General features: G+C 59.9%; 9 protein-coding genes and 1 pseudogene. 3 read left to right on the top strand and 7 right to left on the bottom strand.

The window, feature by feature from the left end; translation table 11 throughout:
* Window positions 1–107: 107 nt before the first annotated feature.
* Window positions 108–347 (top strand): annotated as a pseudogene (locus BCCGELA001_RS30900) (hypothetical protein); the annotation flags it as partial.
* Between the two features lie 195 nt (window positions 348–542).
* Here BCCGELA001_RS30900 and BCCGELA001_RS30895 read toward each other — a convergent pair.
* The 7 genes from BCCGELA001_RS30895 to BCCGELA001_RS30865 form a co-directional block, all read right to left on the bottom strand.
* Entirely contained in the window at window positions 543–977 is a 435-nt protein-coding gene (locus BCCGELA001_RS30895) for a hypothetical protein (RefSeq protein ID WP_060737018.1), read from the bottom strand.
* A 657-nt stretch (window positions 978–1634) separates the two neighbouring features.
* Complete coding sequence (locus BCCGELA001_RS30885) at window positions 1635–2222, bottom strand: GNAT family N-acetyltransferase (protein WP_193409749.1); 588 nt, start codon at window positions 2220–2222, stop codon at window positions 1635–1637.
* Between the two features lie 1059 nt (window positions 2223–3281).
* On the bottom strand, window positions 3282–3842 hold the full coding sequence (locus BCCGELA001_RS36550) for a tyrosinase family protein (protein WP_083543469.1): 561 nt from the start codon (window positions 3840–3842) through the stop codon (window positions 3282–3284).
* Window positions 3843–4132: 290 nt separating this feature from the next.
* Complete coding sequence (locus BCCGELA001_RS30880) at window positions 4133–4594, bottom strand: hypothetical protein (protein ID WP_144441588.1); 462 nt, start codon at window positions 4592–4594, stop codon at window positions 4133–4135.
* A 64-nt stretch (window positions 4595–4658) separates the two neighbouring features.
* Window positions 4659–6962 carry a multicopper oxidase domain-containing protein gene (locus BCCGELA001_RS30875; RefSeq protein WP_083543468.1) on the bottom strand — a complete coding sequence of 768 codons (2304 nt, stop codon included), beginning with the start codon at window positions 6960–6962 and terminating at the stop codon, window positions 4659–4661.
* Window positions 6963–8093: 1131 nt separating this feature from the next.
* Window positions 8094–8726 carry a hypothetical protein gene (locus BCCGELA001_RS30870; RefSeq protein ID WP_008545578.1) on the bottom strand — a complete coding sequence of 211 codons (633 nt, stop codon included), beginning with the start codon at window positions 8724–8726 and terminating at the stop codon, window positions 8094–8096.
* A 9-nt stretch (window positions 8727–8735) separates the two neighbouring features.
* Window positions 8736–9938, bottom strand: coding sequence for a hypothetical protein (locus tag BCCGELA001_RS30865; RefSeq protein ID WP_144441587.1), 1203 nt, complete (start codon window positions 9936–9938; stop codon window positions 8736–8738).
* A 236-nt stretch (window positions 9939–10174) separates the two neighbouring features.
* On the opposite strand from BCCGELA001_RS30865, the gene BCCGELA001_RS30860 reads away from it, so the two are divergent.
* On the top strand, window positions 10175–11200 hold the full coding sequence (locus tag BCCGELA001_RS30860) for a hypothetical protein (RefSeq protein ID WP_144441586.1): 1026 nt from the start codon (window positions 10175–10177) through the stop codon (window positions 11198–11200).
* 82 nt (window positions 11201–11282) lie between these two features.
* Window positions 11283–13277, top strand: coding sequence for a LodA/GoxA family CTQ-dependent oxidase (locus BCCGELA001_RS30855; RefSeq protein WP_008545560.1), 1995 nt, complete (start codon window positions 11283–11285; stop codon window positions 13275–13277).
* Window position 13278: the final 1 nt, after the last annotated feature.

Below are 13278 nucleotides of genomic sequence, written 5' to 3'. Positions count from 1 at the left end.
GGTGTCAATCCCGCATTACCTGATAACCTCAAGGCCGGCCGCGATCTCGACCTATCCGATTCGGAGCTCACGGCTCTGCCGAACAATCTATCGGTTGGTGGCGATCTCAGGCGCGTTGGCCGGGCGCTTCGCCTGAAGAGATGACGCGCCACGTCACCGACCGGATCGAGAAGAAGCGCGAGGAGCTGGAATCGCTCGATTACACCAAGAGCGTCGCTGTTGCGGGAAGACCACTTTTTTCGTATCTGCGTGACACCACCAAGGCTACCGGTGTGAAGCCGACCTGGATTTGCGTCCGCAATATGATCGCAGACATCAAGACCGATTTTCCTCAAGGAGTGATTGGCAGTGCCTGATAAGTCGAGATCGCCGCCGACTGACAGGCTTTCGTGGTGCGGAAGCTCGATCGCCTTGGTGCTTTGATGCCGACGGCAGGCAGTGCGTCCTTTTGCAAGTCCAAGGTTTGAGAGAAGCGCGGCTATCGTTAATCGTAAAGGCGCTTTGCGATTTTACGATGATCCGGCCGAGAGGTCGCTAACAGACTAGGCGTAATGTATCACCCTCGGTGCCAATCCAAGGTGTGATCCATGCCAAACCCCAAATTTCCGAAGATCTCTTCCAACCTGGATGCAATCTTCGAATCGGCCTCCCAATTGAAGTAGGTACAACGGGATGCTCGTTGTGCCGAAAAACACAAACTGATCCGAAAAGGCATTCTCGGTGTGCTCTCCCCAGTCGATGGCGATCGAATAGGAGTTGTGCGGTGATGTCAGGCGCAAGGGCCTCAGAAAGTCTTCGGTGATATTGGGCGCGGATGCCTTCTCTGCGGCGGAGACTTTCAGCCAGGTCCTGCCGCACCATTCCGCCCATTCGGCGAGGGTCGCCGGCCCGCTGCTGCCAGATCTTGCCTTGCGCTTGACACCGCCCCACAGCACGCGATCGCCGTTCTCATACCCAGTACAGGCGATGTCGTTCATTGGCCGCATCACCAGCAAAGACGACTACAAGGCAATCGGGGGCCGATGCCTTCAGCATGTCGGGAGTGGCGATGATGTTGATAGGGCGGTAGTAGCCGGCGTCCGGCGCATCGCCGAGCGTCCCGGCGACCAAAAAGCTCGAACACCTCTATGTGCGCCGCAAGGCCAAGCTTTTCCAGCAGCGCCGACGATGCGCGGTCCGACATCAGCCGCCGCAAAAGCGCAAATGCGATTCTGCGACAATGCGTGTTGACTCTTTGGCTTATCGGCCTCTGCCATGGTGAGGCGGCGGTCTATTCGCTTGCCGTCGTCGCGCTGGCCTTCATTCTCTGTCTCAGCTTGCGCCGCTGACGTCAGCGTGCTGCCCTCGGACCATCGGGGCTGCAAACAATGCATGAAGACGTGTTGCCGTCCCGTCCATGCTGAAAGCGATGCCATGACTGGCGAGCACGCCACTGAACGGGCGCACGTGAGCTGTGAGAACGCAGTGGCCGCACCGTCGGAATCAGGTTGTCCTTCAGCTGAATGGCCCGGCTGCATCTCCGCTACGATGATCAAACGAGCCATGCACAAGGCCTGGAAACCGCAGAACGTTCTCCTTCTCGTTAGCAAGGAAGCTCCGGGCGTGTGTAGTATGAGTGCGTCTCCGAATTACGCTTAATACGCCGTCCGCAACATTGGCGTTAGTGGCGGCGATCCACCGTGCTGTATCTCTCCAATAACCTTGAAGCCATGGCGCTGGTAAAAGGGAATGTTCTTTGGATTCGAGCTTTCGAGGTAGGCAGCGGAGGCCTGCTCATCACATCGTTGGAGAGCGTGCTTCATCAGCAATGTGCCAAGCCCTTGCCCGATCCATTTCGGATCAACGGCAATGAGAGGCAGATACCAATGTGGCTCGGGGGGACGATGTTCGGCCATTCCTCGCCTTAGGTAGGTCATATCTTCCCTGACATCGGGGCTTAGCGACAGCGCCATAATCAGGTTTAGGGCCTCCTCATCCTGCTGCACGCCGGGAGGCAGCCACAGAGCCGCCGCGCGACTGTCTCCCGTGGCGTATGCTGTGCCATGTTCGAATGCTCGTCCGCCGGAGGCGCTAATGAACTGCGGCATGCTCGTAAGATATTGCCGGAGGTCAGGCCAACTCCAGCGCATTAACGGATCGGCGGCAAAGCCGCGTACAATGGTCCAAACAGTGCTTACCTGAATGCTCGCGTTCGCAGTTGTGATATCCGCCTCCATTGTCATGATATGGCTCTTCGAGCGCGGAGTCGCGAGATTGGCATAGGGAACCGATGCGCTTGGATGTGAGCAGAACGTGAGCAACGCGGAGGGGGCCTCGGATGCGTTTGTTTCCCGTCTCGGGCTCTCATCCTGATTACGGCCTGGCCTAACCGCTTCGGACGAAGCTTCCTCGATGGGAGACCCGGACCCTTGTATCTCACGGTGAGGACCCGTGCTTGTTGCGCTGTACGCGTCATGTGATCGTGCAAGGTGTGCTAACGACAACGTTTGGCAGCCCTAAGATAGCAACGAGAAGCCAAGAGCACTCAGCTTGCCAAAACAATGCGAACTGGTGTACTCGGGGAAACTGGATTCACCTAACCAGTTTAAGCACCGCGGTCCAATTTGAAACCCACCAACTTGAGGGGGCGCGTTTGTGATTCTTTTCACTATGTTTGCGAGTTGTAAATCGCGCTCTAGTTGGCCTGCAAGATTCCCAGCCTTACCGCCGCCGCTGCAGCGGCGGTCGCGCAGAGAGATGGATGCGCAGAAGGGCGCCGCGCTGATACGTTCCCTCCATAATGATGTTGTGAAGCACACCGCGAGACTCAGCGTCTCGCGTAGTCTGTAGATGGAAATTGGCCTGGCTTGGTCGAGCTTGGCCTTGCGGCGCGTGGCCGTGGTGGCCTGCATGGCCTGGGTCGCAGCGCGCGGCCTTCCAGATCATCGGGCTTGAGTTTGGAGGGTTCCCATGCGGCAAGCTCGAGCCGAGGGTCCTGAGCATCGAACGTCTAGGGCGCTTTGCCGAGCAACCAGGCGATGGTGACGTCATAGATTTCAGCAAGCCGCGCGAGCTCGACGACACTCGTCAATGTCGCCCGCGCTCTTGGCATGGCCTCCATCCCAGACCCGCTTCTCCAAGAACTCAGTCTGCGTTTCCGAAAGGCCCGCAAGGCTGCTGGCTTGTCTCAGGAGCAAACCGCTCTTCGTGGGATGTCTGCGTCCGGGGATCTGTTTACATATCATTTCCGGCGATCAGCTCTGACAGTCGGAAGGGAAACAGCTGAGCGGCCTTTTCGGCGATCATGGCAGTCTCGAAGGCCGAAGGAACACAACTGCCGTAGGAAACCTCTTCGTGCTCACCGGTCCTAGAAGATTGCGCGATGCGCCGACACGTTCCACCCGGCGGCGTCTTGCTACGCTGTCGGTACAGTGAATGTGACCGTGGATGGTGGTTTCGAGCGTAAACTGGAATGGGAAGAAGTCGTCTAGATTGAGCGTGCTGTCGACGTTGGTGATCGAGTTGACCAACGCAAAACTGCTGTCACCAGATGCTTCCCTCAGGACGCGTTCAAAGAAGAAGAGATACATTCTGTGCCATGAAAGAAAATGAGATGCTGGTGCACCCTGCCTAGAGTGTGGACAGGTGGCCCACACTTCTTCTGCAAGCTCGTCGGGTGGGAGGAAGTGCTTCAGGCCGGCGTAGAAACCGGCGTAGAGCAGCGCGTTCGCCGGAAACCGCGCTTCGCGGGCCAGCCGGACCTGTTCAACGGTCCCGGCCAGAGTTTGGGCCCGGATAGCCGTGGATGTTCGCCCAATATTCCCAACTGGTACGGTATTCTCTGGAATCCGGCGACGCCGCATTGCGCCGCTTCATCTCGCTGACGCCGCGAATTAGGGTCGCCAGCTTCTGGGGGCGCGGGCGAAATCCGACAGATTCTGCCGGACAAATTTCGGCTCTCCGGCAATGGCGCCGCCGACGCTTCCGCCGGTAACGCTCAGCATGGCGCACAGCATTGCCCCGAGCGTGAGCGATCACAACCCAATGATGCTTGGCCAGATGTCCTTCCAGGGGGGCTACAAGGGCATGTGCGTCAGGATCGCCATCCAACGCATTTGCAGCGATAGGGACGCTGACGGCAACTCTTCGCCCGTCAAGGCTTCAGCTTGAACGTGCCCCACATATCCGCTTCATGAACTATGCACCAGAAATTCACGTCATTCTGAAACTTCTCCGTCACTTCTAGTTTTAGCGAACTTGTGAGTGGCGCCACATTGAACTTGCTGCCGGCATTGCACTCGATTTCGCGCAGTGGGTGTTTCGGCTCCGGCCCGGGATCCTGTCCGCAGGCCAGAACCAGATCCAGGGCCGCAGATGGTGATTGGTCTCCCGGCTTGTTGATCGTTGCGACACCGTGATTTCCAGTCACTTTGAACTCGAGCACGTCGCCTTTCTTGACCTCGACTGACAGCGAGGGATTGCCGATAGTCTCTCCAAACTTCCACTTTATACCTTGGTTCTGGACCAGGATGGTGTCGGCGAATGCCGATCCGGAGAACGATCCACCTATGAGCAAGCACAGCGTCAGTACTGCTGCGTTAGGCGACATCCGCATGATATCCTCCCTATTTGGTTTTGCACGGCGACCAGCATCCGCTTCGCGAGGATGCTTGAGACGATTACTGGATCACGGCCCTCGGGGGTGGATTCCACACTTCGATCGGAGCCATGAGGCCGGTGTCTTCATGTTTCAGAATATGACAATGAAAAACGTAGCGGCCGATCTGCTCGCCGGCGACAAAGCTCATAATGACGTAGACTCTTCGGCCCGGAGGCATCGGGATGGTATCGTGCCATCTCGTATTCTGGTCCGAGGAACTCGTGTCATAGAGCTTGTAGACGGGCCCCGGTGTCGTGCATGCAGGCGGATGCGCGCAGATTTCTGACGGTTCAGCCGGTGGACCGTCCAACTTAATCTTGAACCGCGTGGTAAGCTCGTCCGCGGTTGCGAGGCGGAATTTCATCTGGTGAATATGAAAATTGTGGAGTTCGCCGGTCTCGTTCTTCAGCACCCAGAGTTGCTGCAGACCGCCCTTTTGTGCGGGATCGTCCGGATCAACGAAGATGCATACATGCGGCCTTTTAGCGTCGTTGCCGTTGGCGTCCTTGTTCTTCCAGTCAATCTTGCCGTTGCCAAGGTCGTATTCCTCGAAAGGCATTCCCAAAAATTCGCCATCAGGCTGTTTCATTCCGACAGTCTTAGCGTTGTCGGAAACAAAGTCACCATAAGGCACAGGCAGTTTAGTAGGGTCGTCGCCCGGTGGCCGGACAATCTCAGTCTTGACGCTCCAGGACGTCGCCCTGCCGTCGGAGGTTTCGCCGCCATCGACGAATGTGACTCTTCGATGTTCGGCCTTCGCCGGATCGATGTCGTCGACGCAGCCCTCCGGCTTCGTCACTGCTTCCCTGTTTTCTTTTCGCAGACCGGCGCCAGCAAGCTCAAGTCTTCCTGCGACGGCATTGAGTGCAATTTCCTCGGTGCAGGACACAGTGCTTGGCGCCAGCTCGATACGCATCAACTGGATCTCGGGCCAGCGGTCGGCCAGCCCGTTGTTTAATCTGCCAGCGATCACGCCCTTGGTGCGCAGGATATAGGTCTTTGCTTTCGTCCGCAGGCAATCGTTCCGGATGAGGATTTCTGCGCGCGATGCGGGCATGAAAACGAGATCATCCACGGCGGTGGCCTTTGCGGGCTGCCGGTTCGGGTCAGCGAGAACGGGCTTGGCGGGTACGACACCATCGAGGCCCAGAAGCAACAGCTTTTCCTTGTCGTTGTCGTCCTGCTCGTTAGAGAGCTCCAGCCAGTACACCACGTTGGAGCTCAAATTGCCGAAACGAAGCAGCAGGTTCCTGCCACCCTCTACTTTGATCGTGGGAAATCGCTGTCCATTGACGGTGAAGAGCCACGCCTTGTCGCGATCCTGCTGGCAATATCCCTTACGCAGTTTCGCATTGGGGTCACCCGGGTCCTGCGCCGTGCGCCAGACCTTGCAATCGCCATGCTGCTGCAGCCAGCCGTTCAATTCGGGTGCCCAGGTTGCGGTCTTGGGCGCCGTCGTGCCGGCTTCGGGCGGCGCGCTGATTTCTTTCAGCGAAATGTCTCGCAGCAGAGCGTAACGGACATCGGTGCGAGCCTTGAGCGCGGCGGTCCCGTTCGGGTCGTCCTTGCACTTGGCCGGATCGACCAGATCCTGTTTGCATGCGACCAGGTTGGCCTTTGCGTCGCCGACGGAAAGCAGCCCGGACAGGCCGCCCGTGACCTGATCGGAAGCGTATCCGTGCAGGTGCGCGTGGTACCAGTTGAGACCTGTGGGATGCGGGATGACGCCGGCTCCGTCGATCACGCGCGCGTCGAGCCCGGACGGTATGGGCACTTCATAGACGAAGGGCGCGCTGCCGCGTTTGAAGTATGTGTAGATGTTGTCACCGTTGCCCTGCGTTGCGGCTTGGTCGGCGGGATCATTTGGCACCCGGGCGTTTCGTGGGGTGACAATGCCGCCATGGAAAAAGTGCAGGTTTGTGGGATTGTCGCTCGCGTGGTGTGCATGACCTCCGGTCTGCGAGCCCGATGGTTGCCGGGCGTCGAGTGAATTTTGGATCCTGGCTGCTACGGTATCGCCAGGTAGGGCTTCAACGACGGGCGAGAGATAGGACGCGTTGTAGTTCTCGGTCGAAACCGCGTAACCACCAACTTGGATCTTTCCGGTCGTCGCCTTCAGGCCTATCTCGACCCGCTTGCCTCCCGAGGGCCCGTGCAAGGACGTGACGTCGCAAACGCCTGACGGGGCGGTCGAGGAGGCCGGATCCCGCGAGCAAACGGGCGGCAGCACAAGTTCGCATTCACCCAAAGTGGGATCTTGTTCGCAAAGGGTCTGACCATGCGAAGGATCAGCCGCAAGCGCCAGGGCGATGACGGCAAACATCCATCCCGACCGTGCACTCGCAGAGCAACGGAATTGCGAATTTCCATTTCTCCAGCTTTGGGCTTCGCAGGAGAGAGGAGAATGAGCCCCCTGTCCCGGTGCCCCAGCTTCGACACTCGCTTCAGCGTCGACAACTTGCAAGTGAGTCACCGTCGCTACCCTCGCAACCGATACTAGATCTGATCACAATCACAGATCGATTGCAATACTGGCTGCACGCGTTGGGGAGTGGCCTAGTACCGTGACAGCTTTTCCGGAGTGCACCTTTCTTCCGCTTCAGCTCCTCGCGACAAGCAATCGAAGGCGGCGCCGCAGCGCAACCAGCGAAGGCGGGCTGTTGGCCCTGCGAGTTCTTCGGCTGTTTAGGCGGGGTAGGAGGTAGGGATCGCATCATAGATCAGTTGGTGGGTCAGATGCTTTGCTTTCTCGGAGTGAAACTGCACCAGAATCAGCGGCTTTATTCTAGGCAGCGCACCGGCCTTTCACCTTTCGATCTGATGTTTGTTCTTGTGGTATCGCCGAACCAAGTCTGTGGACAGGCAGTTCTGTTCGCCTTGTCTCCTTCAAGCTGGACCGCTGCGTCTTTCGCGAGGCGCTTGGCGTGTGTCGGAGGATCAACATAATCATGTTTGCTATCGCGTCGGCTTCGGCGAGAAAACGTCCGTGCTTTCGTAAGGTCGTGCAATGGCAGCCGAGAGGCAGTCCGGCCTCCGAGATAGTGTAACGCGTTCATTCACTAAGAACCGTGGACAAGGGGTCTGTAAGAAGGCCTGACGGGTACGACGTGTTGCATGTCGCGACGGAAGAGCAGCCCCCGGCCCGTATTGAACTGCTTAGTCGCTGCACGGATCGGCGGCAGCCTCAGCGATATGGAAGGCCTCGACCGTGCAGTCTTAGAACCTCTTGAACCCTTACGGGATGGCCCTGGCGTTTCGTCAGGAGGGGCTGGTTGTACTGACGCCTATGTAGAGCGATCTCCGCAGATCTTAGTGTATCCGCAGACCAGTCCAAAGGTCTTTTGGGACCCGGGTGTCCAATCTGCATCTCACGTTGGAGGCGGGTACTAAGCCCATGATTTTAAGCGATACGCCGCTATGCTAGTTGCCGGATCACGGCGATCGAGGGCGGCGACTAATTGAAGTTGACCGTTTCTTCCGCGATGACCTCTTCCTCGAAACCGGTCGTTCGTAACACGCGTACCTCGGCGCGTTTGGCGCCTGCGAACTGATTGCGATCGACTTCCACTTCGGGGGTGGGACGACTCACTGCGATCGTGTCCCACGCCGACTTGTTGTCTGGCCTGACCTGGACCGAGTAGGTCACGCCGGCGACGGGCTCCAATCCGGCGAGTTGGTCGATCTTCAATGGCCGACGGCTGGTCGCCGCCGCTCCGGCAAGCTCCAGTCCGAATGTCGCGGCCGGTTTGGCAGGCGCCGGCCCGGCCTCGTACCGGCTGATCTCCTTGCCCTTGAGCTCGAGGCTCACGGACTTCATGCCGGCGATGCGCGGAAGGTCCGCTTGAATCAGGCCGACCTCATTCGGTCGGTCGGGTTCGGCGGATGACCGGCGGACCACGACCGGATTACGATACACTTCCTTGCCATTTGTGTCGTAGGCCACAAGCTCCACGTCCTTGTCGGTGGCAGCGTCCGATGCGACGGTAGAGACCGAAGGGTTCACGTACATGATCTTGCCGTCCCCAGCGGTCTTGTTGATGGTGGCGACGACGTGGACGAACGATCCGGTCTTGATTTCGGTCTTCATCGGATCCTCCTAGGCCACCGGCGGACCGAGGCCATCCTCTTCCAGCAGTCGGGCGGATATCGCCTGATAAGTGTACGCCGATAGCCACTGGTTGTCTGCATAGGTCATCACATCGTGATATGTGAGCCCCGGCAACGCAACGGCCGGCAAGCCGAGTTCGTGATCTCCGGTGTCTACACCGACATATTTGTTGTCCGGCTTGCTGATGCAACCGTTCTCATAGGGGAATGTTGGATCGCTTGCGTCCTGCGCGCCGGGAGGAAAACCCGGATGAAAACGGCCGAACGTATGCCCGAGCTCATGAGCGCCGTACCAGTCGGCATATGACGCGTCGCGATCGCCAGCAAAGCCGTTTGGCACACCTGCCGGGCCGGAAGCGACTGTATCGGGCTGGGGAGTGCCCGGAATGGCGAACGCCTTTCCGCGCATGAAGTTGGCGGACGCGTTGTCGTCAACAAGACCATAATAGTGCGTGCGCGGATCGACCCCGCTGCTCACCTCGCGACTTCGCAGCGCAGCGATCTGCGCATTGGCGAGGTCGACGGTCGAGTCGTCGAACGGTGCGGTAAAGTCCGCGTCCACCACCATGTGGGACCATTCGAGTGTGGCGACGGGATAGGCGCGGTTGAGAAACGACCTGAGATACGAAAAGTGCACCGCGGCGGGCGTGACGGTCGTCGCGCCCACCTTGTACCGAAGGCCGATCACCCGGATACGCAGCGGCGCGGCCGCCGTGAATGTTATGGGCCCGATGTTGAACGCCGCCGCCGGAAGCTCAACGCCTCCGGGCTGGAAGATGCGACTGATGCGCAAGTTGAGCTGGCCCGCGCCGATAGCCTCGGCCGGAAGGCGGAAGTTGAGGCTCTTGTCGAGATCCTCACGCTGTTCGCGGAGGCTGAAAGGCGAGCCCGGGTTCACTCGAAGCGAATTGATAGCGGGGAGGAACGTGTCTCCGCCTCCGCTCCGGCTCCAGGCAATTTCAGCGGTGATCTGCCCGGGCTGCGACAACGAGGTCGGATCGAGATAGAGGCGAACGATCGTCGCTTTATCAGCGACCAGCGGAACCGAGTTCGCCAGGTCCTGAACGCACTGGACGATCTCGACGCCGCGCACCTGCACACCAGCTTGCTGTTGAGCTAGACCGAGCGCGCGGGGCTTGCGAGTTTTTGTTCTGGGAAGGCCCGAGCCGCGATGCACACACATCATGCACATGGTGATTTTCCGGCTTTGATGACCCGCAACGCGCTCGGCTTTCGCTTTGCAGAGTGGACTTCTGGTGGGGGCAGGTGTATGGTCATGTTATAGTACTCGCTGAGATTGAAACAGGCCAGCCGGTGCCGATCGGTCATTTCGACGCGCACGGCTGACCGCCCCAGATGCCGTACCGTGAGCGGCTCCAACGCTCAAATTCTGGTGCGAACGATCTTTGTGATCCGGGAGGACGTCCGGTGTTGCATCGCTTTCAGTCGCGCGGGCTCGGCGCGGCGACCGCTCCGCAGAGCACCGTACCGCCACGCTCGGTGATCGAGCCGATCGAGGACATCCGTGCCTCGTTCATCGACAAGTTTCAGAAGCGGCGCATCGAGGCCGGCGAGAAGCCTGCCGAACGTGCCGTCTTCCGCAAGCAGCACGGCGCCGCGAAGGGCAAGCTGATGGTCGCGGACGAATGCCCACCGAAGCTTCGCAGGGGGCTGTGGCAAGGCGGCCCCTATGAGGTTTGGATGCGCTGGTCCAGCGACGTGCCGCCAAACATTCCGGATCAGAACAACAACACGCTCGGCTTCGCGCTCAAGCTGTTCGGGGTCAAAGGCCCGACGCTGGCAACCGACAATCCGCTCGCGTCTACGGCCGACCTGATCTTCCAGAACAGCGATATCTTTTTTGTCGACAACGCGCAGGAAATGGCGGCGATCTCGTCGGGAGACGAAACGAACGCTTTCACCGCGATCCACAAGCGGTCGTTACTGATCCTGAACGAAATGGCGAAGGAAGAGAGAAGTCTCGCGGCGGCGCGCTATTACAGCACGCTGCCATATGCGGTGGGCGAGGAGATCGTCAAATATCGTCTCATTGCCGCACAAGCGGTGCAGACCGTCGCGCCGGGCCCATCACCTGTCTATCTCGCGGAGGATATCAGGGCGCGGCTCAAGGCCGGTGCGATCAGTTTCGTGATGGAGGCGCAAACATTCGTCGACGACAGCGTCACGCCCCTCGATCGCGCAACCGAGCGTTGGGAGGAGACGATCTCCCCCTTTGTGCCCGTCGCCCGGCTGGTTATTTCATCGCAAGACATCGATCAGGCGGGGCAGGCAGCCTATGGCGAGGGCCTTGCGTTCTCGCCGTGGCGGACCTTGTACGAGAACAGGCCGCTCGGCTCCATCGCGGAGGCAAGGCGCATCTCCTATCCGGCCTCCGCTGCCGTGAGGCGCAGCCTGAACGGACAGCCGATGGAGGAGCCGGACCATCCGCGCTAACGGATGGCCGGCGGCCTGCGGCAATTCTCGTGCACCCGCCCCCCGCGTTTGGACAATCCCTTTTTAATCTAGAGGTCAGACGATGATCGACGCCAACGCAATTGCAGCGCTGAAAGTTTATCCGCCGATCGGCATCGCCCGCGTTGGCAATGCCCCAGGCGCGGATGACTACGTTATCGGCCCCGAAGTGATAGGCGGCGCACCGACCTTGCCCGGCGCGACGCCGGAGCAGCCGGCCCGCTTTGTCGAGGACTTCCGCACTGCGAGCGGCGAGATCAAGCGCCAGGCCGCGCGTTTCCGCGTCTACGCCCACATGAAGGACGGCAGCGTGCAGGAGGTGACCGCCGCATCCGCGAAGATCGAGTGGCGCGTCACCATTGCGAACCTCAAGGCCGGTTGGTACGACTTCAATCAGGCGATGGACCTCGGCGCGTTGAGCCACAACGCGTTGCAGCGAAACCGCGAGCTGGTTTTGCCGGACGCCCGGTGGAAACTCGACATCACTCCAGCGCCAAAAAGTATTGCGGGGCAGATGGCCGGCCCGATCAGGCTGGATGACGGCGCGTTCTGGGGCTTGCCGGTCTATCTCGGCGAGCTTCGCACCGATGAAGGCGGACGGCTGATCTTCCTCGGCGGCAACGGGGTGTCGCAGCCGTTTCGCAGAGGAACACGGCCGCTCACATTCGCCAACAATCCAGGTTGGCACGATGACGTCAGCGACGGGCCCGTGCGGGCGCAGGTCACTTTCCCGGGGCACGCACCGATCGATGCAGAGCCCGGCTATGTCTGCGTCACGCCGCCGAATTACGCGCCGGGCTTGTTCGGTCTCGTGACGATGGACGACGTGGTGCGGGAGGTCTTCTACGACAAAGGATGGATTCCACCACCGGTCAAGACCTCGTTCACCAATGACGTGCTACCCGTGTTTCAGCGTCTGACCGGACTGCAGTGGGTCAATCACGGGATCTTCGTCGTACACGGCTTTGGCACGCCGCTCGATGCGCAGAATCCGCAAGCCGTCGCGAAGCTCAACGACGCGTCTCCTGCGAATGCGGCGTGGCGCACCGCCGTGCTGGCGTTGTTTCGCGATCCAGGTGCGGGGGGCGCCCTGATCGAAGATCAGATCCCGCAGATCTTCGGCGATGCGGTCGACGAGTTCTTCGGCAACCCGCCGAAGCCACCGAATTCGCTGCTTGCCGTGACCAAGACACAGTACACGCACCTCAAGCGCTGGGCCTCTGGAACATTCGACGCCGACGGGTCGTCGAATGCACCGGCGCAGCCGCAGGACTTCTCCGCCCTGCCTCCGGAGATCCAGGTCGCGCATCTCGAGCGCGCGCCTTTGCACGACTGTCTCGGCGGCCCATTCCATCCCGCGATGGAGATGACATGGGTGATGCGGATTCCTCTAATGTGGACATCGGCGTATCGACTGAAAATCCTGCCCGGCGAGCAACCGGCGCGCCAGGACTTTGGGGGCACTCTCACGCCGGCGGTCTGCACTGGCGCGAACGGCCCACACGACGGCGTTGCGGCAGGCTGCCTCACCCGTTTCCTCGGCGTGCCCTGGCAGACCGATCATACCTCGTGCAATTCGGCGGCCGACTACTTCCCCTCGACATTCCTGTCGACGCCGACGTTCTGGGGAGCGCGTGCACCGGATCAGGTTCTGGCGGACGGAAATTATCTCCGTGCGGCCGCGATCGTGCCGCTCGGTCAGGCGACGCAACCGCAGGCTTTTAAGCACCTAATGAACCGGGTCGACTGGCTGCGCGATATCCGCGGCAACGATTACTATGACCGCCTGTCGAACATGATTGCGGAATGGTCCGAACTCGGCATGGTGTTGCCGGTGAAGAACGCGCCTGCATCCTTGCCGGTGCAGGACGTGCGTGTCGAGCAGGGTCGCTGCGACAACGGTGTGCTGATCGATGTCACGACCGATCCGAAGTATCACGCGGCGGAAAACATGGAGAGCCTGTTCTCGCCGCAGACAACGGCAGGCTTGGCACAGCGGCGCGCCGCTCGCACGATGACTCCGCCGCCGAAGCGGACCTATCGCCAGGGCGAGATCTGAC

Origin of the sequence: Bradyrhizobium sp. CCGE-LA001 (assembly GCF_000296215.2) — a bacterium.
In the GTDB taxonomy this organism is placed as follows: Bacteria; Pseudomonadota; Alphaproteobacteria; order Rhizobiales; family Xanthobacteraceae; genus Bradyrhizobium.
The sequence above is the reverse complement of the archived record's forward strand: the minus strand, read 5'-3'. Positions and strand labels throughout refer to the sequence as shown.